Genomic DNA, 24273 nt, shown 5'->3' on the forward strand with positions numbered 1-24273 from the left:
GGCCTGGGGCGCTTGCGGCGCTGGAAGGGGAGGAAGCGGTCGGCGAGGTGGGGGCGCGACGGGGTCAGGGTGGGCTCGACGGCGAGGATGCGGTCGAAGCGGAACGCCCTGATCCCCCGGCGCATCCGGCACACCCCCACGAGATACCAGAACTCGCGGTGCACCAGGCAGGTCACCGGCTCGACGTCGCGGCTGGTGACGGTGCCGGAGGCGTCGCGGTAGTGCAGGCGGACCATCATCCGGCTGGTGATGGCGTCGGCGATGAGCCGGGCGCGGGAGGCGACGTCGACCGGCAGCGGGTCGGTGAGGGTGGCGAGGGTGGTCGCGATGACGGCGTCGTCGAGGTCCAGATGGTCGAAGGCGTGCTGGAGGCCGCGCCTGGCGGTGACGGCCTGGGGGCCCGATCCCAGGTGGGCGAGGGACAGGGCGAGGGCGGCGATCTCGGCGGTCGTCAGCGGGCGGGTCTGGGGCTTCACGACTGTAGCCATACCCCAAGAATAGGTAACGCCACCGACAGTTTTCGAAAACCTGTACGGCAATGCCGTACAGGTCGACGACGTCAGCGGGAGAGCTGCGACAGGTCGCGGGACGCGCCCGTGGAGGCGGACGTGGTCATGGCCGCGTACGCCTGCAGGGCGGCGCTCACCGGGCGGTTGCGGTCGCGCGGCCGGTAGCCGCCGAGGTCGGCCAGCAGCCGCTCGCGGCGGGCGGCCAGCTCGGCCTCGGGGACGCGCAGCTCCATCGTGCGGGCCGGGATGTCGATGTCGATCAGGTCGCCGTCCTCGATCAGCGCGATCGCGCCGCCCTCGGCGGCCTCGGGCGAGGTGTGCCCGATCGACAGCCCGGAGGTGCCGCCGGAGAAGCGGCCGTCGGTCACCAGCGCGCATGCCTTGCCCAGGCCCTTGCCCTTGAGGAACGACGTCGGGTAGAGCATCTCCTGCATGCCGGGGCCGCCCTTGGGGCCCTCGTAGCGGATGACGACCACGTCGCCCTCCTTGACCCGCCCGCCGAGGATGCCCTCGACGGCGTCGTCCTGCGACTCGAACACCACCGCGGGCCCGCTGAACTTCCAGATCGACTCGTCGACCCCGGCGGTCTTCACCACGGAGCCGTCGCGGGAGATGTTGCCGTAGAGGACGGCCAGGCCGCCGTCGGCGGTGTAGGAGTGCTCCAGGTCGCGCACGCACCCGGTGGCGCGGTCGAGGTCGAGGTCGTCCCAGCGGTTGTCCTGCGAGTAAGGCTTGATCGTGCGGATGTTGCCGGGCGCGGCGTGCCACAGCTCCACGGCCTCGGGCAGCACCGTCGGCGAGACCGGGTCCCAGGCGGCGATCACGTCGCCGAGCGTGCCGCCGTTGACCGTGGGCACGTCGCGGTGGATCAGCCCGGCGCGGTCGAGCTCGCCCAGGATGGCGGGGATGCCGCCGGCCCGGTGGACATCCTCGACGTGGTACTTGTCCGTGGCCGGGGCGACCTTGCACAGGCACGGCACCCGCAGCGAGATCTCGTTGATCGCCTTGAGGCCGAAGTCGACCTCCGCCTCGCGGGCCGCGGCCAGGATGTGCAGGATCGTGTTGGTGGAGCCGCCCATCGCCACGTCGAGCGCCATCGCGTTCTCGAACGCCTCGTGGGTGGCGATCGAGCGCGGCAGCACCGACTCGTCGCCGTCCTCGTAATAGCGGCGGGTGATCTCCACGAGCCGGCGGCCGGCGTCCTCGAACAGCTGCTTGCGCGCCTTGTGCGTGGCCAGGATCGTGCCGTTGCCGGGCAGGGCCAGGCCCAGCGCCTCGGTCAGGCAGTTCATGGAGTTGGCGGTGAACATGCCGGAGCACGAGCCGCACGTGGGGCAGGCGTTCTCCTCCAGTTCCAGCAGCTCGGCGTCGGACACCGACTCGTCGGCGGCCGCGACCATCGGGTCGACCAGGTCGAGCTTGCGGCCGGGCGTCTTGCCCGCCTCCATCGGCCCGCCGGAGACGAAGACCGTCGGGATGTTGAGCCGGAAGGCCGCCAGCAGCATGCCAGGCGTGATCTTGTCGCAGTTGGAGACGCAGATCATGGCGTCGGCGCAGTGCGCGTTGACCATGTACTCGACGGCGTCGGCGATCAGCTCGCGCGACGGCAGCGAGTAGAGCATGCCGCCGTGGCCCATCGCGATGCCGTCGTCGACCGCGATCGTGTTGAACTCGCGCGGGATCGCCCCCGCCTCGCGGATCGCCCCGGACACCACGTCGCCGACCTCGCGCAGATGCACGTGCCCGGGGACGAACTGCGTGAAGCTGTTGGCCACCGCGATGATCGGCTTGCCGAGGTCGCTCCCGGCTACGCCGGTCGCCCGGAGCAGGGCCCGGGCACCGGCCATGTTCCTGCCGTGGGTGACTGTACGTGACCTGAGGGCGGGCATCGGCGCTTCTCCCATCGCTAGCGTCTACACATGGTACGGCCAAACGCCCGGTAGCTGAGACGGTTGTCCACAGCCCGGACAGTTGCGGCGAACGCCCGGGTCACCGGCCGGACCTGTGCTTGACGGACACCCTTGAGCCATGGGGACGACCAGGCACGGGCGGGCAACTCCATCCACACCCGTATGGCAGACGCGAACCCGACGCCCGCCGTGGCCGGGCTCCGGGGCGGCTCGCCGAGGCTGAGTTTGCCCCGCTTCCGGCCGGCGGCGCGGATCGTCGAGCGGCCGGCCGCCGCCGCCGAGGCGCTGGACGGCGAGGAGCGGGCCCGGTAGGCGCCGCGTGAGCCGGTCAGCCCTCGCCGTAGCGCGGCGGCAGCACCTGGGCGGCGATCTCGTAGATCCGGTCGATCTCCGCGTCGGTCAGGGCGCGCTCCCGCTTGGTGATCCACCGGCGGGCGCGGCCGCCCTCGTAGACGTCGACGCCGCGGATCGTCATGATCTTCCAGGGCACGGGCGGGCCGTAGATCGCCAGCGAGGGGGTGACCGAGATCTCCCGGCCGTAGGACTTGCTGATCAGCTCGCTGGCCTGGGAAGCCTCCCATTTGGCCTCGGTGATGCGGGGCTTCATGTCGAACGGCCCGTGGAAGAGCTTCTTGCCCATCTGCACCCGTACCGGCAGCCGCTTGTCCCACTTCTCGGAGTCGACCGCGTAGACGCCCGTCGGGCCCACCACGAGATGGTCGATCTGCGCCTCGCTGCCCGGGATCGCCCTGGCATGGAGCGTGCGATAGCCGCCACGCTCCAGCTTGCGCAACTGCGCCTCGGTGCGGCGCTCGGCCACGGAGGCGCGCCGCCAGGCGGGCACCGTCGAGTTGGAGCGGGCGCGGTAGACCGTCTCCAGGATCGCCGCGACCACCGCCGCGGTCGCGCCCACGCGCCAATCACTCACCAGGAAGCCCACGACGACGCCGACCGCGATCGCCACCAGCGCCCGGTTGCGCAGGCGGCGGAACCGCGGCTGCTGCAACAGGCTACGCACGGAGGCGCGCTCGACCGGCGCGTACGTTGAGGTGGGCGCCGAAGGTTTGGCGGCGGCGGTCTGCTCGCTCTCAGGTCTGTCACTCACCCAGATGGGTGAGGTGTTGTGACCGTCTTCACGCTGAGGGTCGGAGTCCACGCAACTCACCGTAGCCCGAGGTTTCGATCGATTCCTAGTGTTGCCTTGTCCATAGTTTTATGGCCCAGCTCATCGTGTTCTACGCCCGATTTCCGGGTACTTATACCTTCCTCTCTAGAGAGGTACGCCCCGGCTCCTGGAAGATTACAGGTGGCCGTGCGACGAGCGAAGGGCGTACAACCATGCGCATGCGTACGGTGCTCATCCAGACGGACACGGCCGTGGCGGCCGAGCTCGCGCCGGGCGAAACCGCCACGTTCGGGCGCGGAGCCGAGGACGTCCCGGTGGACATCGTGGTCGCCGACCGCGCCGTGTCCCGGCTGGCGGGGCGCATCCAGGCCGTCGAGGACTACTGGCTCATCAGCAACCTCACCCCCGACCGCACCTACGTGGTGGAGAACCCCGAAGGCGGCGGCGAGTTCGTCAAGGTGCCGCCGCGCCGGATCTCGATGCCGGTGCCGTTCGAGTTCTCGCGGGTGATCCTGCCCGGCGAGCACGGCACCACCGGCTTCCTGGTCTTCGCGCCCGAGCACCTGTACGGGACGGCCGCCTCGCCGGCCGCCACCGGGGAGGCCACGAGAGGCGTCTACCCGCTGGACAGGACCGCCAAGTACTTCCTCATCCTCGTCGCGCTCTGCGAGGCCCGGCTGCGCGACCCGTCGAGCACCGTCGTGCCGACCGTGCCCCAGCTCATCGAACGCCTCGCCGGGCACGGCCTGACCAGGAGCGGCGTCAACTTCCACATCGACTACCTGGCCAGGACCAAGCTCCGGGTCAAGCAGGCCGACGACGGGGGCAAGGCCGACTGGCAGCGGGCCGCGCTCATCAACCTGGCGCTCCGCTTCGACCTGGTCACCGACGCCGACCTGCGGCTGCTGCCCGGCTCCTAGTCGGCGGCCTGATACTGGTCGCGGTAGCGCAGGACCTCCTCGACGTGCTTCTTCCACTTCGTCGGCACGCCCCGGTCACGCCGCACCGCGTCCACACTGGTCACGAACAGCGCCGACAGCTTCGCGGCCGGATCGACCGGCACGTCGGCGACCTGCGGGCCCAGCGCGCAGAAGAACCGCCCCATCGCCGGCACCGACAACTCGGGGCTCAGCGGCGGGCTCGGGATCGGCTTCTCGAGGCCGTCCGGCTGCCAGTGCTGCAGCACCCGGGGCGTCCAGCGGGCGATGCCGTACTCGTCCGCCTCCGGGTCGTTCAGGTCGGGATCGAAATCGCTCTGCACCTTGAGAATCGCGGCGATCAGCGCCGGGGAGAGCCCTTCGACGTCGTTGCACCAGTTGCCGGCCTCGATGATGAGCTTCCGGTACTGCGGCGGGATGCCGGCGTCGGTGCGCAGGCCCGCCGCCGCCGTGTCGGTCGTGCCGCCCTCCGGCGTCCCGCCTCCCGGCGATCGCAGCGCCAGCACCGCCGCCGCCACGGCCACGGCCAGCGCCAGCGCCGCCCCGGCCACCGCGACCGCCCGCATCCGATCGGCCGGTCGTCCCTCCGGGCGGGCGCTGCCCGCCTCGATCAGCTCCGCTTCGGCGACCTTCGGCACCCCGCGAGCCGCGTCCGCCCCCGCGCCGCCCGCCTCCGGCCCGCCGGGCCGGCCGGGCGACCCCGAAGCACCCGGCGCGTACGGCGCCACCGTGTCCTCGGCCTTGGCCCCCTCGGCTCCGCCGCCACCGCCATCCTGCGCCCCCTCAGGGCTGCCGTCCTTCGGGGCGTGCCCCTCCGACGGTCCGCCCGAGCCCTCCTGGAAGTGGCGAGCGGACGCGCCCGGAGGGCCTTCGGCCGGCGGGACGGTGCCGCCCGAGCCGGCGGCCTCGAAGGCGGGGGCGGCTACGTCCGGGAGGCTCTCGGGGAGGGCTGCGTGCGGGCCGGTGGCCGGCCGTCCGGGGAGGGCGTCGGTGAAGGCGGTGACGGTGGGCCAGCGGCGGTCGGGGTCCGGGTCGATGGCCTTCATGACGGCGGCGCTGACGTGCTCGGGGACGTCGGACCGCAGCCGGTGGGGGGCCAGGCGGACCGCGCCGGAGCCGGGCACCTGGCCGGTGAGCAGGTGGTAGGCCATGGCCCCCAGCCCGTGGACGTCGGCGCGCCGGTCGGGCGCGCCGTCCATGCGCATCTGCTCGGGCGCCATGTAGCCGGGCGAGCCGGCCGCGATCGTGTGGCTGGTGGCGTCGGCGAGGGAGCGGGCGACGCCGAGGTCGGCCACCATGAGCCGCTCACCGCCCCCGGCCAGCGAGCGGAACAGCACGTTGGACGGTTTGAGGTCGCGGTGCACGATGCCCATCCGGTGCAGCACCGCGACGCCTTCGGCGACCTCGCCGATGATGCGGACGGCCTCGCCGACCGGCATCGGTCCGCCCCTCAACCGACCGGACAAAGAGCCCATATCGGCATATGTCATGACAAAGTAGGGGCGACCGTCGGGGAGTTCACCGATGTCGTGCACCTGCACGATGCGCGGCGAGTCCGCCTGCCGCAGCAACCGGGCCTCTTTGACGAACCGCTCGCGCACCTCGGACTCGGCCGCCCAGTTGTCGGCGAGCACCTTGATCGCCACGTACGAGTCGAGCCGCTCGTCGAGTGCCAGCCAGACGGTCGCGAAGGCGCCGGACCCGAGGGAGCGTTCGACGGGATAGCGGCCGATCGTCTCTGGAGCTACCACTGTTATGTTGACCTCGTCTTGGGGATCTTGTGTCAAGACTCTCACGCGAGGGTCTGGCCCGACAGGCCAACCGGGATTACGTTCTTGGTGTGGACAGCGCGCTGGAGATCCTGCTCTTCCTCGTCGGGATGTCGCTGGCCTTGTTCGTGCTGATCAGCCTGCTGGTCATGGTGCCGGGCCGGGGCTCGGCGCGCAGGGCGGAGAGGGGCCCGGTGTGGCTCGGCGGGCCTGGGCGCGGCGAGCGCGGCGTGAGCACGTCCGGCCTGGTGCTGGTCGACCGGCCGCCGAGCTGGGTGCCGGAGTCCGGCGCCGACTGGGCGACGGCCGCCGAGACGGCCGAGCCGAGCCGGCGGGTCGGCGGCGCGTCGGCGGGCTGGTGATCGCCATGCGCACCCTCACCGCGGCACAGGCCGACGACGTCAGGCGGGCGCTGCTCGCCGCCGAGCGGCGCAGCGGGCTGCGCTTCGGGCTCTACCTCGGCGAGCCCCGAGGCGGCCGGCGCCACTTCGCCGAGAAGCTGCACGCCGCACTCGGCGCCGAGTCGGCCGACGCGGTCGTCGTCCTGGTGGACGTACGCGGCCGCGCCCTGGAGGTCGTCACCGGCGAGAACGCCCGTAGCCGCCTGTCGGACGCCGCCTGCCGGCTCACCGCCATGTCCATGGCCACCGCCTTCAGCGCCGGCGACCTGGTCGGCGGCATCCTGTACGGCATCGGCGCGCTCGCCGAGCAGGCCACCGCCAGACGGTAGATCGGGAAGGCGCCGCCTGCGCCCCCGCGGTAGGCGGCGCCCTGCGGCTCGATTCTGGGCGAGCCGGCCGCGCAGGTCAGCCTGGAGGGTTGCAGGGGGGCTACTGTTCCAGCAGGCCGACGATGTGCCGGCTGACGCCGTCGAGCAGTGTGGCGGGGGCGAGGGGCGCGTCGGCCACGGCGGAGAAGAGCGACGGCAGCCCCGGCAGCGGGAAGTCGTCGTCCTTGGTGGCCGCCGCCCCTACCGGGTTCTTGTCCAGGACGGCCCGGCTGCGCTCCCAGGCGTCGAGCACCTCCTCCGGCGACGGCACCCCGAAGCCGTGGCCGACCGGCGCCGCGTGGCGCAGCCGTACCAGCGGGGTGTCGGCGAACGCCAGCGCGGTGCGGGCGCGCACGTGGAGGTCGGCGCGCGGCTCGGGAGCGATCCAGTCCATGGCCGTGCAGGGGTTGCGGCAGGTGGCGATGCACACGGCGAGGGCGCCGGCGACCTGGCTGTGCTGCCGGTCGAAGTAGGCGCGCCAGCCCTCGGCCGGCTCGCCGGCGACGCGGAGGGTCCGGTTGGTGGCGGACTGCTCGGACTTGGTGTGGTCGCACTCGCGGTCGCCGATGACGCCGAACCTGCTGCCCGGCGCGCTCAGCCCGGCGGGCCAGCGGGCGGGGTCGCCGGCGTGGCCGAGGTGCGGTTCGAAGGCGAGCAGCGGCAGGTATTCGGCCGCGATGTGCACGGCGGCGATCATCGGGCTCAGCTCGCGCCGGTGCCACCGGATCGCGATGACCTCCAGCAGCAGCTCGTAGGCGGGGCGCAGCGACTCCAGCGCGCCCCGTGGCTGCTCGCGCGGCGTCTGCGGCATGTGGCAGGCGCGCGCCTGCCGTCGCAGCCCGGCGGGGACCGCCTTGGCGTCGGCGGCGAAGTCCTCGGCGTCCAGTGACATCAGCCGCTGCCCGAACTCGCAGACTTCGGCGATCCGCTCGCCGGGCGCCAGCGCGCCGAGATCGGCGAAGGCGTAGCGCCTGGCCAGTGCGATGTACAGGTCACGGGTCGTCTCCACCTGATCACCCTCTCACGGCGCGCGAGCCATCCTGAAACCTTAGAGATGGCCGCCGGCGCACCGTCACGCTGGACTGTTCACCATGGACATGCATTGGACTGTGTCAAGTTATGTGCACACCTACGACGATCGCGACGGGAGCTGATCGCCACGTAATGTGGGCAGGGTGTCCGTTGCGTCGCGTGGAGTCCTGTTCGGTGTGGCGGCGTACGTGCTGTGGGGCCTGTCCGCGCTCTACTGGCCGCTGGTCGAGCCGACCGGGCCGGTGGAGATCCTGGCGCTGCGGGTGGTCTGGTCGCCGGTCGCGATCGGCCTGCTGGTGCTCGCCCTGGGCCGCGCCCGGCGGGTGGCGGAGATCCTGCGGCGGCCCCGCGACGTGGCGCTGCTCACCCTGGCCAGCGTGCTGACCTCGGTCAACTGGGCGCTGTTCATCTGGGCGACGATGAACGGGCACGTGGTGGACGCCTCGCTGGGCTACTTCATCACGCCGCTGGTCAGCGTCGCCTTCGGGGTGATCGTCTTCAGGGAGCGGCTGCGGCCGTGGCAGTGGGCGGCGATCGGGCTCGCCGCCGTCACGGTGGCCGTCCTGACGATCGGGTACGGGGGGCCGCCCTGGATCGCGCTGGGCCTGGCCGTGACGTTCGGCAGCTACGGGCTGATCAAGAAGCGGCTGGCCGTGGGCGCGATCGAGGGGCTCATGGTGGAGACGGCCGTGCTGTTCCCGTTCGCGCTGGTCTGCACGGTGTGGCTGCAGGCGTCCGGGCAGGCGACGTTCGGGCACGTGTCGTGGGGCAACACGCTGCTCGGGGTGGGCTCCGGGTTCGTGATGATGGTTCCGATGCTGCTGTTCAGCGCGGCCGCGACGAAGATCCCGCTGAGCGTGACCGGCATGCTGCAGTACATCGAGCCGGTCGTGCAGTTCCTCGTCGGGCTGCTGGTCTTCCGTGAGCCGATGCCGGCCACCCGGTGGCTGGCGTTCGGGCTGCTGTGGGTGGCGCTGGCGGTGCTCACGGCCGACGGGCTCAGGACACGGGGTCGGGGTCCCGTCGCACGCCCACCTCGGTCGCGCTCCGCTCGATCATCTCGAACTGGCGCATCAGACGTTCGAGGTCAGGAGGGGACACCGTGAACGTGTCGTGCACGGCCTCGCCCGCGGCGGTGTAGCTGAGCTCGTGGCCGCACGCCTCGTCCCACACCCCGGTGATCACCCGCATGGCCGGGGGCAGCCGGTCGACGTGCACGCGGCGCACCTTGACCCCGGCCTCCAGCTGCTCGCGGGCCAGGGCGTCGAGCCCGTCGGTCCACTCGTGGTAGATGAACACCCGGCGGATGACCACGCCGCGCTTGAGCGCGTCGACCTGGGCCTGCCAGTATTGCCTGCCGACGGGCTGGAGCCACCAGGTCAGGTCGACCGACGGCACGCTGGTGACGCACATCGACTCACGTGACTGCTCGATCAGCTTGAGGAACACCCCGGCGTCGCCGTAGGGGGCGCGGAAGTGGCCGCGTTCGAGGTCGGCGAGGGTGCGCAGGCACTCCTCGAAGGCGTTGCGGCAGGCGTCCTCGGCGGGCGTGCCCTTGTACTCGCGCTCGACGTGCTTGGCCGCGCGCAGCATGGGCTCCATCAGGTCGGGCAGCCAGGGGATCTTCTCGATGGTGGAGACCATGTGGCCGACCCTGGTCTCGTGGTCGATCCGGCGCTTCTCCCGCAGCAGGGTCTGGATCTGCAGGGTGATGACGCCGCCGATGAGCCCCGCCACCGTGCCCAGGGCCTGGGCGGCGTCCTCGCGCACGTAGAAGATCACCGCTAACAGGACCGACAGCCCCGTGCCGATGATCAGGACCGGGTCGACGATGATCGAATGCCTTTTGGCGGGCCTCTTCACCAGGGAACTCCCAGGGCAGGGCGTGGGGGGACAAGGCGCAAATATAGTCGATCTTGTTGACGGTCAGGGGCAGGGTGCCCGGATGCACTGAATGTCGCCCGGCGGCTCCGAGACGGTCGGCTCGCTCGTCGGCTCCTCGGGGCCGGGCGTGGTCGGCTCGTCCGTCGGCTCCGGGTCGGGCTCGGGGGGCGGGGTCGTCACGGTGGGCGTCACGGTCGGGCTGACGGTGACGGTGGCGGTGGGCGTCGAGGTGGTGGGCGTGGCCTGGCTGGGCCGCGCGGTGGGGGAGCGCTTGGACGGCGGCGCGAGTTTCATGCCGGTGGACGGCCGGGCACCGGTGGTCACGCCCGCCGACGCCTGATGGGTGAGCGCCGGGATGACGCCCTGGCCGCCGTTGGTCTCGGCCGGGCGCAGCCAGACGGTGCCGGCGACGGCGGCGCTGACGATCACCGCGCCGGCGACGGCCAGCACGGCCGGCATCGTGCGGCGGCCGCGGCGCGGGACGGCGAACGAGGCGGGCGTGTCGAAGGCGCGCCGGGCGGCCTCCGCCATCTGCTCGGCCGACTCCCAGCGCCGCTCGGGCGCCTTCTCCAGCGCCTTCGCCACCACGTGGCGCGGCCCCGGCGGCACCTCGGACGGCAGCGTGGGGGTGGCCGCGTGCAGGTGCTTGTAGATGATCTGGACGGGCGTCTCGCCCTCGAACGGCAGGCGGCCCGTCAGGCACTCGAAGCCCACCACGCCCAGCGCGTAGACGTCGACCGCCGGGGTCACCTCGCTGGCCGTGGCCAGCTCCGGCGCGCAGTAGCCGGCCGAGCAGAGCATCGCCCCGGTGGCGGTGAGCTGGCCGGCGGAGGCCGAGTGGGCGATGCCGAAGTCGGTGAGCGCGACCGAGCCGCCGGGCCTGATCAGCAGGTTGGCCGGCTTGACGTCGCGGTGCACGATGCCCTGCCGGTGGGCGGCGGCCAGGGCGTCGCCGACCTCGGCGATCAGCCGCATGGCCGTCGCCGGGCTGAGCGGGCCGCGGCTCAGCACCCGGTCGAGGGACTCGCCCTGGACGAACTCCATCACCAGGAAGCTGAGCCGGCGCCCGTCGATCTCGCAGGTGCCGTAGTCGTAGACGTCGACCACGCCCGGATGGCGCAGCGTGGCCATGGCCCTGGCCTCGTTGTGGAAGCGGCGCAGGAACGTGGCGTCCTCGCTCAGGGCGGGCATCAGCACCTTGACGGCGACGGTGCGCCCGAGCACTGTGTCGTCGGCACGCCAGACCTCGCCCATGCCGCCCCCGCCGAGGCGGCTGGTCAGCGTGTAGCGGTCGTTGAGCGTGGTCCCGGAGCCGAGCACGTTATCGAGGCTAACACCGCCGCCCGGCTGGGCACGCCCGTTCGCCGCCGCTCAGAAGCTCCCCGTGGTGGTGCCTCCGTTCCCCGACGCCGGAGCGGTGAAGGACGTGTTCGCGCCCGGCTGCCATTGGTCGGCAGTATCCGGGAAGCCGGTTTCCTGGCGTTTGACGCACTTCCACTCGATACCGGTGTTCGGCGGGAGCTGGTCGACGGTGGCGGTCCACGTCGGGTAGGCCGTCGGCGCGAGCTTGACCGCGGAGGCCACCGACCAGGAGCCGAGCCGCGGCACGCCGCCCACCGCGTAGACGGACTGGCCGGGCGTGGTGGTGCCGTTGTCGCAGCGGAACGTCATCGACGCCGGCGGCTGGCCGAGCGTGAACGCGAACGTCCTGGCCGTGCCCACGCTCATGCTCGCCGACTTGGCCACGACCAGGTTGCCGCCCGCGTTGTACCAGCCGCTGGTCGCCGCGTCGAAGGCCGCCCTGGTGGCGTGCTGGGTGAGCGAGGCGCCGTTCAGCGTGACGGCCGACGCCTGGGTGCCGCTGACCAGCTCGACGACGGCGGCCCGGCTCCCGGGCGCGCCGTCGTAGGAGCCGGCGGACGGCCCGACGGTGACGGTGGCCGTGGTGCCCGTGAGCTGCTGCCCGATCGAGGTCGTGCGTACGACGCCGCCCCGGTAGGCGGTCGTGGCCCCGTCGTCCTCGTACAGCGTGAACTGGGTGGCGGCGGTGCCGGGGTACACCCGGGCGATCAGCTCGTCGCGGGCGGTGCCGTCGGTCCGCTTGCCGAGTACGTTCATCGTCTTGTCGTCGACGTGCGCCTTGGGCAGGATCGCGCCGGCCCGGGCGAAGGCGGGCAGCCGGAAGGCGCCGCCGGTCCAGAGCGGGCGGTCCTCGAACCACTGGCCGGCGCTGGTGAGCTTCTCACCGGTGTGGTAATCGAACCAGGTCCCCGCGGGCAGGTAGATGTCACGCTGCCGCTCGCCCTCGCCGGCCACGACGCCGACCAGCAGGTCGCGCCCGATCAGCTTCTCGTGGCCGATCTCGCGCACGTTCGGGTCGTTCTGGAAGTAGAACGCGAGCGGCGGCACCACCGGCTCGCCGGCCAGGTGGGCGCGGTGCGCCAGCGAGTAGTAGTACGGCGCCAGCTCGTAGCGCTGACGCAGGTTGGCCAGGTTGCTGGCGACGTGCCCGATCTGGTGGGGCGAGGTCTGGGCGCAGTTGCACAGGTTCTCCGTGTGCGGCCGGATCGGCACCTCGAACCAGGCGCCACTGGCGAACCACTGCGTGTAGAGCTCGTCCAAATCCGAGTCCAGCATCTCGCGGCGGAACCCGCCGATGTCGGAGCCGTAGTAGTCGATGCCGGACATCGACATGTGCAGCTGCGCGTTCTGCTGCTGGGCCAGGGCGGTCAGCTTGGAGCCGATGTCGGCCGACCACATGGCCACGCCGTGCCGCTGCATCCCGGCGGCGCCCGAGCGGGCCAGCATGAACGGCCGCCGGTCCGTCGGGGCGTAGCCCCTGGCGATGCTCTCGGCCCACTTGAGGTTGTAGACGTTGTGGTAGTCGGCGTGCGCGTGCTTGCCGGGCAGCACGCCGGACGTCCAGTCGTTCTGGTCGTACATCTCCGGCTCGCCCAGGTCCAGCCAGTGGCCCATTACGCCCTGGTCGGCCAGCGGCTGCCGCTTGAGCTGGTGCCAGTGGTCGGCGGCCTCGTCCTTCGTCCAGTCGATCATGCCGCCGCGTCCCCACCAGTCGTTGACCGTGAGGTGGACGGGCGGGCAGCCGGAGCAGCCGGCCCTGACGAGGTGCCCGCGCGCGGCCAGGTCGGCGTGCTCGGGCAGGTTCCCGCCGACGTACGACTCCTCGATCGTCATCAGGCCGACGCCCTCGTCGTCGCGGTACGCGGCGATCCTGCCCGCCGGGTCGGGGAAGGCCGACGGGTCCCAGGAAAGGGTGCCCATCCTGGTGTCGTCCGAGCCCGCCGTGACCCCGCCGAACCACGGCAGGTCCAGCACGAACCCGTCCACGGGGAACTTGGCGGCGCGCAGCCCGGCCAGCCGGTTGTCGATCTCGGCCCAGTTGTCGTAGCCGAACTCCGACACCCACATGCCGAACGCCTTCTTCGGCGGCACCGGCGGCCTGCCGGTCAGCTTCAGGTAGTCCGCGCGCAGGTCGGGCAGGTCCGGCCCGGTCATCGTGTACCACCGGAGCTGGTCGCCCCACGTGTCGACGGTCCACGGGTCGCCGGTCAGGTTCCACTCCTGCTTGTAGACCTGGTCGAACAGCAGCCCGTAGTTCAGGTTCGCCGCGCCGACCGCGAACAGCACCGGGATCTGCGCGTTGCCGACCGGCCCGTTGTCGGTGTCGTAGGCCATCGCGTTCCCGAACGGCCCGCCCGGTGTGCGGCTGCGGCCCACCCAGTCGCCGTCGGCGCTGCCGCCCATGAAGAACTGCTCGCCGAGCCCGTACGCGTGCTGGATGGCCCCCTTGGTGATCGACAGCCCCTTCCACGCCTGGGACAGGTTGCGCGGGCAGGCCTCGTACAGCGTCCTGACCGGGTCCGACACGGTCACGCACAGGGTGCCGGGCGTGACCACGACCTTCATCGCGGCCGTGGTCAGCGTGTTGCCCGCCTGGGTGAAGCTCGACGGGCCCGCGTAGTCCGCCTTGGCCACCTGAGGCGTGCTGAACAGCGGCGCCCCCGTGCCGGGGCTCGTCCCGTCCGCCAGCTCGAAGTGCACCAGGTCGTCGTCCAGGAACTCCACGATCAGGTACGTGCCGCCGCTGGTGAACTGCACGCGCTGGACCGCCGCCAGCGCCTCGCCGGGCACCAGCAGCACCACGAGCAGCGTCACGATCATCGTCAGGGCGCGTTTCACGGCCGGGCCACCACCAGGTTGTCGAGGTTGATCCCGCCCGTGTCGGAGGCGTTGTACGAGATCTTGACGGTGTGGGCGCCGGCGGACAGCGACGTGGTGAGGGACGCCGTGCCCCAGGTGTCCCAGTTCGCCAGCGCGGGGAGCGACAGCGTGCCCGCGGCGACGCCGTCGACGTGGACGGTGCGGGTGCTCGCGACCGTCGTCGAGTAGCGGAACGTGAGCCGGTGGCTGCCCGCCGCGTCCAGCTTGACGTGGAACGTCACCGCGTCGCCGGGGCTCGCGAAGCCGTCGGTGAAGCCGGTGCCGGTGAAGCCCGGGTGGTCGGTGTTCGCCGAGGTGCCGGTGCCGGTGGCGAACTCGGCCTCGTAGGCGGCCTTGTCCACGCCGTTCAGCGTGACCGTGCGGCTCGACCCGGCGGCGGCCAGTTTGACGTGGGTGAGCTGCTGGACCGGGTCCCACCACCAGCCCTCGGCGGCGGACTTCAGGGCGGCGAGCGACGCGCGGGCCGTCGCGCCCGTCACCGACGCCGGCTCGGTGCTCGCGACCTGCAGCGTGCTCGTCGTGGTGAGCTGCGGGACGGTGACCGCGACCTGGTGCGCCGCCCAGTTCTCCGCCGAGCTGATCGTGCGGGAGGCGTGCGCCGAGTCCTCGAAGTACACATATAAGGAGTTCCCCGACGGGTAGACGCGGAAGACGAGGTTGGCGTAGTCGTCCACGTCGTTGCCGATCGCGCCGCCGAGCCGGTAGTCGGCGTTCAGGTTGAGCGGGATGATCGCGCCCGGCCCGGCGTAGACCGGGATCGTGTCGGTGCCCGCCTGGTAGGTCTTGGTGCCGGGGCCGGTGAAGCGGCCGCCGTTCCACAGGTCGTACCACTCGCCCGCCGGCAGGCGGACGTCCTTGGCCGTCGCGCCCTGCGTGGTGACCGGGGCGACCAGGAGCTGCGGGCCGAGCAGATACTGCTGGTCCAGGCCCGCCGCCGTGGCGTCGCCGGGGAAGGCGAAGCTCATCGCGCGCATCATCGGTACGCCCGTGGCCGCGCTCCGGGCGGCCTCGGTGTAGAGGTAGGGGATCAGGTTCATCCGGACGTTGGCGAACTTCCTGAACACCGGCACCACGCTCGTGTCACCGGTGCGAGCCTGGACGTTCCACGGCGTGCGGGCCTCCGAGGTGCCCGGGTCGGCCTTCTCCGAGTGATACTGCATGATCGGCGAGAACGCGGCCTGCGCCGCCGACCGCAGGTAGAGCTCCGCGCTCGGGAAGTCGCCGGTGAAGCCCGCCAGGTCCCAGGCCGTGTACGGCACGCCGGACTGGCCGGCGCTGAGCTGGGCGCGCACCGCCTCCCGGAACGCGGAGAAGCTGGAGTTCTGGTCGCCGGCCCAGAAGATCGAGTTGCTCTGGGCGCCGGCCGTGCCCGCCCGGCTGAAGATCGCGCCGTCGTCGGTGTTCGCCCGGACGTAGTCGTTGTAGACCTTCGTGTAGGCGTTCGGGTAGGCGTTGTGCATCTCGTCGCCCCGGCGGCCGTCGGCGAACTTCACGTCCCTGCCGAAGATCGCCTCACTGCCGTCGGTCTTGAAGCCGTCGATGCCGACCTCGTCCACCAGGTAGTCGCGCTTGCCCAGCCACCACGCGGTCGCGGCGGCGCTGGTGAAGTCGGGCACCGTGCTGTCGCCGAACCACTGACCGGTGGGCACGCGATAAGCACTGTTATCCCGATTTTTCGCGACAAAGCCCTGCGATTCGGCATATGCCTTGTCGTTCAGGTGCTGCTGCGGAGCCGTCGGGGGATTGCTGTCGAAGTTCTCCTTGAAGACCGGGATCTGCCACAGCAGCACCCTGATGCCCTGGTCGTGGGCGGCGTCCACCATGGCCTTCGGGTCCTGCCAGGCGGTGCCCGCCGGGAAGCTCAGATCCCCGTACGCGAGCTTCCCGCTGCCCGGCTCCGGGGTGTACGTCGCCCCGTGCCAGACGTAGAACGTGGCCTCGTCGCTCCACTGCTCCAGCACCATCGCGGTGTGCGGGATGTCGTGCGCGGTGACCTGGGCCAGCGCGTTCTCCACCTCGGCCTGGGTGTTCCACTCGTTGGCCGACATCCACACGCCGAACGCCCACTTGGGCGGCAGCTGCGGCCTGCCGGAGACGGCCGTGTAACCGTCCACGATCTCCTCCGGCGTCCCGGCGAAGACGTGGTAGTCGAGCGTGGAGTCCAGCCCGCCGCCGGTGTCCACGGTGAAGCCGGCCAGGTCGGGCAGGTGGGTGTTCAGGTTGAAGACCGCGTAACGGCTGGTCGGGAGGTAGACCCCGTACCCGGCCGAGTTCAGGAAGAACGGCACGCTCAGGTACGTGCGGCGGGTGGCGCCCTGGTCGCGGTACTGGTTGTAGACGTAGTTGTGCACGTCGGTGCCACGCTGGTCGAGCCGGTCGTAACGCTCCCCGAAGCCCTCGAACCGCTCGCCGGGCGGCGACAGGAAGTGGTCCTCGATCTTGGTGACGGTGGTCGCGCCGTCGCCGGCCCAGCCGATGTTGCGGAACACGGCCGGGTCGTACTGCCGGGTGATGAGTGTGGTGCCGTCGCCCTCGTAGACCGACAGGCGGTACGGCGACTTCTGGATCTTCAGCACGAGCGCGCTCGTGGCGATGGTCAGGGTGCTCGCCGAGTTCGTCACGGTGTAACCGGCCACGCCGGAGATGTCGAGACCCTGCCCGCTGGGGGCGATCTGCGTATGGAACCGGCCGGGAGCGGGGAACGCGAAACGGATCTTCGGCGTGAAGTCGCCCGCGCTGTCGCCGGTGGTGACGTCCACCGAGGTGCCGTTGTCGGTGTGGCCGGTCACGTCCGTCACCGTGCTCCACGAGGTGACGGTGAAGGCGAACGGCCCGGTGCTCTTCTGCCCGGCGCCGTTGACGTCGGCGTGCACGGTGTAGCCGATCTCGTCGCCCCGGCCGAAGCTGCCCAGGTCGGCGCGCCAGTAGCTGTTGTTGCCGCTGTTGTGGTCCCAGGCCGCGCCGATCGGGGTCTGCGCCACGCCGTTCTTCGTCCAGGTGACCCAGACGCTCTGGCCGGGCTCGACCGGCCAGGTGGTGGCGTTGATCCGCACCGCCTGACCGGCCATCGGGTCCCTGGGGGAGCGCTCGGTCGGTTCGGCGGAGTAGAGGTCGTCGATGCCGGTCGGGTTGTGGTGGATGCCGCCGAGCGCGAACGCGGGAGCGGCGACGGACGAGGCGAGCAGGACGATCACCACGAAGATGACGCCCGACCGTAACGGGACCACGGGATGCTCCTCTCAGGAGGTGAACACGGACGACAGTCCTGGCCAGCGCTCCGCCGTGCACAGCACCGGCGGGCGGTCGAGCGGGGCGGGCAGCACGACTTCCCGGCCGCCGCTCATCGCGCGGCCGGTCCAGACGTCCACCCAGTCCCCGTCAGGGAGATAAACCGAAATTTCCGAAAGGTCGGGATCGGTCACCGGCGCCACCAGCAACGCGTCCCCCAGCTTGTACTGCAGCGGATGCCGCCACACCGCCGGATCGCCCGGATGGTCGAAGAACAGCCCGCGCATCAGCGGCGCCCCGTCCAGCGCCTTGCGGGCCTCCTCCACCAGGTAGGGCACCAGCCGCTCGCGCAGCTCCGCCAGCCGCCTGAACACCGGGATCACCCGCTTGTCGCCGGTCTGCGCGGCGACGTTCCACGGCGTCCGGTCCCGGATCGGCGTGCGATGGTGGTTGAACTCGGAGTGATACTGCATGATCGGCATGAACGCCGCCGCCCCGGCCGCCCGCAGATAGAGCTCCGCCTCCGGCACCCCGCCGGAGAACCCGGCCAGGTCCCAGCCCCAGTAGACGATCCCGCAGGCCGAGGCCGTGATCCCGGCCCTGATCGAGGACCGGAACGCCTCCCACGTGGAGTCCTCGTCGCCGGCCCAGAACGCGCCGTGCGCCTGCGACCCGGCGAACCCGGCCCGGCTGAACGTCACCGGCGCCCTGCCGTGCCGCCGCAGCAGGTCCCCGAACGCCCGCGCGTAGTGCACGGGGAACAGCCCGTTGCCGTCGTCGCCCCGGCGCCCGTCGGCGTAACGCAGGTCGTGCCCCCACGCGTGCTCGCCGCCGTCGGTCTTGAACCCGTCGATCCCGACCTCGTCCACCAGGTACGCCCGCTTGGCCGTCCACCAGTCGCGCACCTCCTGCGACGACAGGTCCGGCATGAGCGCCAGCGGGAACCACCAGCCCCGGTTCCGGTACGGCCGGCCGTCGGCCTCCCTGACCCCGTAGCCGCGCTCGACGAGCTGCCGGGCGTCCACGGCGGCCTGGTGACGCGGGTGCGGGCGCGTCTTCTGCAGCGGGATCTGCCACAGCAGCACCTTGATGTCGCGTTCGTGCAGCTCGTCCACCATGCCCTTCGGGTCCGGCCATGGCCCGTCCGCCGGGAAGGTGTAGTCGGCCAGCCGGTGCGGCTCCTGCGATGGCTCGTACTCGGCGCCCCGGAACGCGGTGAACGTCGTCTCGTCGCTCCACGCCTCGATGACCAGCGCGCCCACCGGGACGCCGTGCTCGCGGTGCCGGTCCATCTCGGCCATCACCCGCTCCTGCGTGTTCCACTCGTTGCCGCTGGCCCACAGGCGGAACACCCACGGCGGCAGCTCCTCCGGCCGCCCCGCGTCGTCCAGGAAGCTCCGTAGCACGTCCGCCGGCGCGGCGCCCTCGTACAGGTCGACGGCCGCCTCCCCGTCCGGGCCGGTCTCCGCCTCGACCACCAGCCGGCCGGGGTCCGACGCGCCCACGTCGTACCAGGTCCTGCGGCTCGTGACGACGTGGAACCCCCAGCTCACCGCCCCGCCGACGACCAGCGCGAACGGCATCGGCAGGTACGTGCGGCCGTGCGCGCCCTGCGCCTTGTACTGCTCGAACACGACCGCGTCCAGCTCCCGGCCGCGCTGGTCCACCGCGTCGAACCGCTCGCCGAACCCGACGACGTGCTCACCGTCGCGCAGCTCCAGCTCGAACCGCACCCGCAGCGGCCCGTCGCCGTCGGCCAGCCACCGCACGCTCCCGGGCACCACCCGCTCCCCGCCGCGCACGTCCAGCTTCCCGCCGCCCGCGCCCCACACCGCCGCCGTCACCTCGAACCACCGGGAGGTACGGGTCCGCCCCTCCCGGCCGGCGGCCCGGAACCGGTAGGAGTAGCGGCGCCCGGCGCGCAGGGCAGGAGTCCGCACGGCCCACGCCCCGGCCGCGGCCCGCGCCGCCTACGCCTGCGCGGCCGCCAGATGCCCGCCGTCGCCCGCGGCCCCGCCCGGCTCGCCGTCCGCGGCCCCGCCCTGCCGGGTGAGCGCGAGCTCCAGGGGAGCCTCGCCGTCAGCCACCCACTCGCACACGACCGAGGTCACCGAGGGGGAGGCGCGCACACGCAGCTCCACCGCCTCCCCGTCGAGCGGCCGCGCCGGGACCCGCTGGTCCTCGGTCACCGCGTACGGGTGCCCCGACCCGAAGGGACGATGCCGGATCATGCCCGCACCCCCAGCTCACCGGCGAGGATCAGGTACATCCCGTGCGACCACAGCAGCGGCGTGGCCACCGTGCCCCACCGGTCGAGCCACTCCTGACGCCGCCCGGGCCAGAGCAGCAGGTCCGACACCTGCTCGGGCAGGTCGCCTCCGGGCGTCGCCTGGGCGGCCATCCAGTCCAGGTACCGCCGCGCCTCGTCCGGCCGCCCGGCCCGCGCGTGGTTCCAGCCGAGGAACCCGGACAGCAGCAGCCACCGGCCGCCGCCGTAGAAGGTGTCCTTGAGGTAGCGGTGGACCCCGCCGTCGCGGGCGAGCTGCCGCTCCACCTCGGCGACGGTCGCCGCCCCCACCGGGTCGCCGGCCGCGTACAGCCCGAACGGCTCGACGCACGCCAGCAGGCTGCCGTCCACGGCGTCGCTCCCGAGCCACTTGCGCAGATGCCCGCCGGCCGCGACCCCTTCGGCGGCCACCAGCGCCGCGATGCCCTCGACCGCGGCCGAGGCGGCCTCGGCCTCGGCCGCGTTCAGCACCTCCAGCGCGAGGGCCGCGCGCAGGCCCGCGTGCACCGCGCCGAGCGTTGCCACGTGCCGCTGCTCGACGTGCTCCTCCCACCAGTCGTAGCAGGGCCTGTCCCAGAAGGCCGACAGGTAGCGGGCGGTGGCCCGCACCCCCTTCTCGGCCCCCGGCACGGCCCGCCCGTGCCGGAAGGTGTGCTCCCGCAGCGCCCACAGCCACGTGCCGTACCCGTCGAGCTGGAAGTCCCACCAGTCCTCCTGGCCGTCCACCCCGTCCAGCGTGAACCGGGTGGGCAGCATCTCGGCCGGGGCGACCGGCTCCCCGCGCGCGGCGCGGGAGACGAGCGCGTCCACCTGCCCGGCGCGGTCGCCGACCACCCGGGCGCTCCAGGCGTGGAAGGCCTCGGCCCCGGCCACGTCGCCGTGCCTGCTCACCCCCTCGGCGATGAACGCCCCGTCCCGCAGCCACGAGTAGCCGCGGTAGGCGGAGAAGGTCGGCGAGGCCGGATAGGCGCCGGTGGACGACTGGAGCCTCTGGATCACGTCGAGGCTGTGCGACACGAGGGTCACTTGAACTGCTCTCCTGAAGGTGTTGGGGAACTAGCCGAGCAGGGCGTCGACCTCGGCGGCGGCCGCCTTGAGCGCGTCCGGCACCGGCTTTCGGCCGGAGGCGGCCTCGCTCAGCTCCTTGGTCACCGCGTCCTGCATCTCCTGCTGACGCTTGATGACCGGCGGCAGCGCGATCGACTCCAGCGAGTCGAACACCGCCTGCCGGTTGGCCGGCTTCGGGTCCTTGAGGTAGCCGGCCAGCACCTGCTGGTCGGCGACCGGCGGCAGCTCCCACGACGAGGCGATCCGCGTGTTCGCGGCCACGTCGGAGGACGACAGGAAGCGGGCCCAGGCGTACGCCTCCTTGCCCAGCTTGGTCGTGGCCGAGGCGGCGACCGCGTTGTGGAAGACGGCGCTGGCCTTGCTCGCGTCACCGGGCTCGACGACGACGTCCCACTCGAACGGCACGTCCTTCAGCCCGGCGAACTGCCAGATGCCGTTGTGCCACATCGCGAGCTTGCCGGACTTGAACAGGTTCGTGTCGTAGTCGGCGGTGCCGCCGATCTCCGCCTCGGTGGGCATCGTCCTGCCGACCTTGGACACCAGCCACTCGGCCGCCTTGACGCCCTGCGGGCTGTCGAACGCCGACTTGGTGCCGTCGGCCGTCAGGAACTCGCCGCCGGCCTGCTTGAGCGTCTTGTAGAACTCGAAGAACTGCACCGGCTGGAAGTCGCCGTAGACGCCCTTCTTCTTGTCCGTCAGCTTCTCGGCGGCGGCCTGCTCGTCGGCCCACGTCCAGTCGGCCGTCGGCAGGTCGACGCCGGCCTTCTCGAACAGGTCCTTGTTGTAGAAGAGCACCACGGTCGAGAACGACGCGGGCAGCGCGTACTGCTTGCCGTCGCGCCGGAAGGCGTTGAGCGACTCCTCGGCGTACACGCCCGTGTCGCCGTCGCCCGCGACCGTGCCCAGGTCGAGCAGCGACCCGGCGCTGGCGTAGGTGACGAAGTTCTCGTAGTTGAGCTCGAAGGTGTCGGGCGCGGTGCCGCCCGCGATGCTCGTCTGCAGCTTGGTGAAGTACTCGTCGAACGGCGCGGTCTCCACCACCACGTCGATCGCGGGGTTCTGCTTCTCGAACGCCGTCACGATCGCGTCCAGGTCCTTCACGTGGTCCGGCGCGGCCGAGAAGGTGAAATACCGCAGCGTCGTCCTGCCGCCCTCGCCGCTGGGCGCCTTGGTCGCCGATCCCTGCGAGCAGGCCGAGGCGAGCAGCGCGGCCGCGAGTGCGGCGGCGACCTTGGTACGTGTCTTCATTGGGGGGTTTCCTTTACTTGAGCCCGCTCTGCGCGACGCTGGCGATGACGTGTTTCTGGGCGAAGACGTAGAGGATGAGGATCGGCACGACGCTGACCACCGAACCGGCCATGACCACGTCCCACTCGGTGGTGAACTGGCCGTGCAGCGTGGCCAGGCCCAGCGGCAGCGTCATGAACTCGGGCGACTTGATGATGATCAGCGGCCACAGGTAGCTGTTCCAGCTGGCCATGAAGCCGAAGATGGCGAAGGTGGCCAGGGCCGGCTTGATCAGCGGAAGGACCACGTACAGAAAAATCCTGAAATGTCCGGCGCCGTCGAGCACGGCCGCCTCGTCGAACTCCCGCGGCACCTGCCGGATCGCCTGCCGCAGCAGGAACACCCCGAACGCCGAGGCGATCGTCGGCGCCAGCAGCGCGAAGTAGGTGTCGACCAGGTTGAACATCCGCATCTCGATGAACAGCGGCACGACCAGCACCGGCAGCGGCATCATCAGCGTGGCCAGGTAGACCGCGAACAGCGCCCCGCGCCCCGGGAACGGCAGCCTGGCGAACGCGTAGGCCGCCATCGCGCTGGTGACGAGCTGCAGCCCGGTCGAGGCCGCGCCGATCCAGGCGCTGTTGGCCACGATCCGCCAGAACGGCAGCGTCTCCAGCAGCTTCCCGTACGCGTCGAGGCTCGCGCCGTCCGGCGTGAAGTCCGGCGGCACCGCGAGCACCGCGTCGCTCGGCGTGATCGAGGTGATGACGGCCCACGCGAACGGGAACAGCATCACCACCGCGCCGAGCCCTACCGCCAGGTAGCGAAGTGCCTTACCCATAGGTCACCCACCGCTTCTGCCCGCGGATCTGGATGATCGTCACCAGCAGCACGAGCGCGAACAGCAGCCACGACAGCGCCGAGGCCGCCCCCGCCCTGCCGTAGCGGAACGTCAGGTCGTAGATCTGCGACACCACCACCTGCGTCGCCCCGCCCGGCCCGCCACCGGTCATGATCTTGACCTGGTCGAACACCTGGAAGCCGTTGATCAGCGAGATCACCACGACGAAGAACGACGAGGGCGACAGCAGCGGCAGCGTGATGTGCCGGAAGCGGCGCAGCGCCGTGGCCCCGTCGACCATGGCCGCCTCCTGGTACTCCTTCGGAATCGCCTGCAGCCCCGCCAGCAGGATGATCATCACGAAGCCCAGGTCCTTCCAGGCCGAGGCGAGGATGATCGACGGCATCGCCCAGCCGGGATCGGTCCACCAGCCGGGCCCGCTCACCCCGACCAGCCCGAGCGCCCAGTTGACGATCCCGCTGGCCGGGTTGAGCAGCCACTTCCACATCAGCGCCACCACGACCCAGCTCGTGATGACCGGCAGGAAGTAGATCCCGCGCAGCAGGCTCCGGCCCGCCATGGCCCGGTTGAGCAGCAGCGCCAGTCCCAGCCCGCCCAGGTAGACCAGCGGCAGATAGCCGGCGATGAAGTACAGCGTGTGCCCGAAAGCCGACCGCGTTCCCGGATCGCCGATCAGCTCCGCGTAGTTGCCCAGGCCCACCCACCGCATCTCGGTGATGAGGTCCCACTCGTGCAGGCTTGTCCACAGCGAGGCCACCATCGGGGCCAGCGTGTAGAGGGTCAGCGGCACCAGGCTCGGCAGCAGGAACACCGCGACGGTCGCCGCGTAGCGCCACCGCCGTCGCGGCGCCCGCCGCCCGTGCGTGGCCCGCGCCTCCGGCGGGGCCGCCGTGAGCGTCATCGCCGCCCCCCGGGATGGAATCGGCGGGCAGCGGCCGTCATGGCCCGGGCGGTGCGATGACCTCGCGCTCCTCGTGTCACGGCGACCCCTTCGGTGGTGAAGTCGAGGCGTTCGAACCCGCTGGTTTCCGTTTCCGTACGGGCGGCGGTCATGGGGTCGTCCCGATGAGGCGGGCCCGCACCAGGCGGCCCTGCTCCCCGGCGGCGCCCGCGGCGTCGAACGGCGTGGCCAGCACCAGCGCGGCGGCGCCCTGCGCCCAGCTCGTCTCGTCCCAGCTCTCCACCTCGACCGCGATGTCGCGCCGCCCCGGGTAGAGCTGCGCCCGCAGCGCCCGGTCGAAGCCCACCTGCCAGAACGGCCAGTCGGCGGTGCCCTCGCCGAGCACCACCACCACCTCCGGGTCCACCACGTTGACCAGCCCGGCGGTGGCCCGCCCCAGGATCTCCCCGGCCTCGGCGAACACCTCCCGGGCCACCGCCGGGCTGGTCAACGTGGTGGACCCGGAGGTGGTGGTGGTGCTC

General features: G+C 71.7%; 21 protein-coding genes. 5 read left to right on the forward strand and 16 right to left on the reverse strand.

Annotation, left to right across the window (positions count from 1 at the left end; all coding sequences use genetic code 11):
• Both ADY59_RS35905 and ilvD read right to left on the reverse strand, forming a co-directional pair.
• The coding region (locus tag ADY59_RS35905; RefSeq protein WP_049572167.1) for a helix-turn-helix transcriptional regulator at window positions 1-488 on the reverse strand (488 nt) is incomplete at its 3' end.
• 71 nt (window positions 489-559) lie between these two features.
• Entirely contained in the window at window positions 560-2398 is a 1839-nt protein-coding gene (ilvD, locus tag ADY59_RS35910; RefSeq protein ID WP_049572136.1) for a dihydroxy-acid dehydratase, read from the reverse strand.
• A gap of 183 nt (window positions 2399-2581) precedes the next feature.
• Here ilvD and ADY59_RS50575 point away from each other — a divergent pair, with 183 nt between their 5' ends.
• Window positions 2582-2731: a hypothetical protein gene (locus ADY59_RS50575; RefSeq protein WP_156325934.1), complete on the forward strand. Its 150-nt coding sequence runs from the start codon at window positions 2582-2584 to the stop codon at window positions 2729-2731.
• A 16-nt stretch (window positions 2732-2747) separates the two neighbouring features.
• Here the strand turns inward: ADY59_RS50575 and ADY59_RS35915 are convergent, their stop codons facing one another.
• A complete protein-coding gene (locus ADY59_RS35915) occupies window positions 2748-3524 on the reverse strand; it encodes a nuclease-related domain-containing protein (RefSeq protein ID WP_231619056.1) in 777 nt (258 codons plus the stop codon).
• A gap of 233 nt (window positions 3525-3757) precedes the next feature.
• On the opposite strand from ADY59_RS35915, the gene ADY59_RS35920 reads away from it, so the two are divergent.
• Complete coding sequence (locus tag ADY59_RS35920) at window positions 3758-4465, forward strand: hypothetical protein (RefSeq protein ID WP_049572138.1); 708 nt, start codon at window positions 3758-3760, stop codon at window positions 4463-4465.
• Here ADY59_RS35920 and ADY59_RS51840 read toward each other — a convergent pair.
• Window positions 4462-6234, reverse strand: coding sequence for a serine/threonine-protein kinase (locus ADY59_RS51840; RefSeq protein WP_053175479.1), 1773 nt, complete (start codon window positions 6232-6234; stop codon window positions 4462-4464). The genes ADY59_RS35920 and ADY59_RS51840 overlap by 4 nt on opposite strands.
• A gap of 89 nt (window positions 6235-6323) precedes the next feature.
• Between ADY59_RS51840 and ADY59_RS50585 the strand changes: the two genes are divergently transcribed.
• Both ADY59_RS50585 and ADY59_RS50590 read left to right on the forward strand, forming a co-directional pair.
• A complete protein-coding gene (locus tag ADY59_RS50585; protein WP_049572141.1) occupies window positions 6324-6614 on the forward strand; it encodes a hypothetical protein in 291 nt (96 codons plus the stop codon).
• Between the two features lie 5 nt (window positions 6615-6619).
• Complete coding sequence (locus ADY59_RS50590; RefSeq protein WP_049572144.1) at window positions 6620-6982, forward strand: DUF5130 family protein; 363 nt, start codon at window positions 6620-6622, stop codon at window positions 6980-6982.
• A gap of 100 nt (window positions 6983-7082) precedes the next feature.
• Here ADY59_RS50590 and ADY59_RS35940 read toward each other — a convergent pair whose 3' ends face one another.
• Window positions 7083-8030: a hypothetical protein gene (locus ADY59_RS35940; protein ID WP_049572147.1), complete on the reverse strand. Its 948-nt coding sequence runs from the start codon at window positions 8028-8030 to the stop codon at window positions 7083-7085.
• A 166-nt stretch (window positions 8031-8196) separates the two neighbouring features.
• Between ADY59_RS35940 and rarD the strand changes: the two genes are divergently transcribed.
• Window positions 8197-9159 (forward strand): EamA family transporter RarD, encoded by a 963-nt coding sequence (rarD, locus tag ADY59_RS49170; RefSeq protein ID WP_082310665.1) that lies wholly within the window; start codon window positions 8197-8199, stop codon window positions 9157-9159.
• Here rarD and ADY59_RS50595 read toward each other — a convergent pair.
• The 11 genes from ADY59_RS50595 to ADY59_RS51850 form a co-directional block, all read right to left on the reverse strand.
• Entirely contained in the window at window positions 9053-9916 is an 864-nt protein-coding gene (locus ADY59_RS50595) for a hypothetical protein (RefSeq protein WP_049572154.1), read from the reverse strand. The two genes, rarD and ADY59_RS50595, sit on opposite strands and share 107 nt — an antisense overlap.
• A gap of 63 nt (window positions 9917-9979) precedes the next feature.
• Complete coding sequence (locus ADY59_RS47780; RefSeq protein WP_053175482.1) at window positions 9980-11257, reverse strand: serine/threonine-protein kinase; 1278 nt, start codon at window positions 11255-11257, stop codon at window positions 9980-9982.
• A 51-nt stretch (window positions 11258-11308) separates the two neighbouring features.
• Window positions 11309-14137: a TIM-barrel domain-containing protein gene (locus ADY59_RS35965; protein ID WP_049572155.1), complete on the reverse strand. Its 2829-nt coding sequence runs from the start codon at window positions 14135-14137 to the stop codon at window positions 11309-11311.
• The gene (locus ADY59_RS35970; protein ID WP_053175485.1) at window positions 14134-17406 is read right to left on the reverse strand and encodes a TIM-barrel domain-containing protein; all 3273 of its coding nucleotides are present in this window, start codon (window positions 17404-17406) and stop codon (window positions 14134-14136) included. The genes ADY59_RS35965 and ADY59_RS35970 overlap by 4 nt, the downstream gene beginning before the upstream one ends.
• A 12-nt stretch (window positions 17407-17418) precedes the next feature.
• Window positions 17419-19347 (reverse strand): glycoside hydrolase family 31 protein, encoded by a 1929-nt coding sequence (locus ADY59_RS35975; protein WP_197094020.1) that lies wholly within the window; start codon window positions 19345-19347, stop codon window positions 17419-17421.
• A gap of 30 nt (window positions 19348-19377) precedes the next feature.
• Window positions 19378-19638 carry a hypothetical protein gene (locus ADY59_RS51845; protein ID WP_197094021.1) on the reverse strand — a complete coding sequence of 87 codons (261 nt, stop codon included), beginning with the start codon at window positions 19636-19638 and terminating at the stop codon, window positions 19378-19380.
• A complete protein-coding gene (locus tag ADY59_RS35980; protein ID WP_049572157.1) occupies window positions 19635-20720 on the reverse strand; it encodes a glycoside hydrolase family 15 protein in 1086 nt (361 codons plus the stop codon). The genes ADY59_RS51845 and ADY59_RS35980 overlap by 4 nt, the downstream gene beginning before the upstream one ends.
• A gap of 30 nt (window positions 20721-20750) precedes the next feature.
• Window positions 20751-22010: an ABC transporter substrate-binding protein gene (locus ADY59_RS35985; RefSeq protein ID WP_049572158.1), complete on the reverse strand. Its 1260-nt coding sequence runs from the start codon at window positions 22008-22010 to the stop codon at window positions 20751-20753.
• A 13-nt stretch (window positions 22011-22023) separates the two neighbouring features.
• Window positions 22024-22830, reverse strand: a complete 807-nt coding sequence (locus ADY59_RS35990) for a carbohydrate ABC transporter permease (RefSeq protein ID WP_049572163.1) — start codon at window positions 22828-22830, stop codon at window positions 22024-22026.
• The gene (locus ADY59_RS35995) at window positions 22823-23752 is read right to left on the reverse strand and encodes a carbohydrate ABC transporter permease (protein ID WP_082310663.1); all 930 of its coding nucleotides are present in this window, start codon (window positions 23750-23752) and stop codon (window positions 22823-22825) included. The genes ADY59_RS35990 and ADY59_RS35995 overlap by 8 nt, the downstream gene beginning before the upstream one ends.
• Window positions 23753-23900: 148 nt before the next feature.
• On the reverse strand, window positions 23901-24273 hold a 373-nt coding region (locus tag ADY59_RS51850), incomplete at its 5' end, for a hypothetical protein (protein WP_442937772.1).

The sequence above is a fragment of the Nonomuraea sp. SBT364 genome (genome assembly GCF_001083785.1).
In the GTDB taxonomy this organism is placed as follows: domain Bacteria; phylum Actinomycetota; class Actinomycetes; order Streptosporangiales; family Streptosporangiaceae; genus Nonomuraea.

Bases quoted from the DNA above. Each gene is read 5' to 3' on its own strand.
- ilvD (WP_049572136.1), bottom strand. From the start codon at position 2,398: ATGCCCGCCCTCAGGTCACGTACAGTCACCCACGGCAGGAACATGGCC.
- ADY59_RS50575 (WP_156325934.1), top strand. From the start codon at position 2,582: ATGGCAGACGCGAACCCGACGCCCGCCGTGGCCGGGCTCCGGGGCGGC.
- ADY59_RS35920 (WP_049572138.1), top strand. From the start codon at position 3,758: ATGCGCATGCGTACGGTGCTCATCCAGACGGACACGGCCGTGGCGGCC.
- ADY59_RS50590 (WP_049572144.1), top strand. From the start codon at position 6,620: ATGCGCACCCTCACCGCGGCACAGGCCGACGACGTCAGGCGGGCGCTG.
- ADY59_RS51845 (WP_197094021.1), bottom strand. From the start codon at position 19,638: ATGATCCGGCATCGTCCCTTCGGGTCGGGGCACCCGTACGCGGTGACC.
- ADY59_RS35985 (WP_049572158.1), bottom strand. From the start codon at position 22,010: ATGAAGACACGTACCAAGGTCGCCGCCGCACTCGCGGCCGCGCTGCTC.
- ADY59_RS35990 (WP_049572163.1), bottom strand. From the start codon at position 22,830: ATGGGTAAGGCACTTCGCTACCTGGCGGTAGGGCTCGGCGCGGTGGTG.
- ADY59_RS35995 (WP_082310663.1), bottom strand. From the start codon at position 23,752: ATGACGCTCACGGCGGCCCCGCCGGAGGCGCGGGCCACGCACGGGCGG.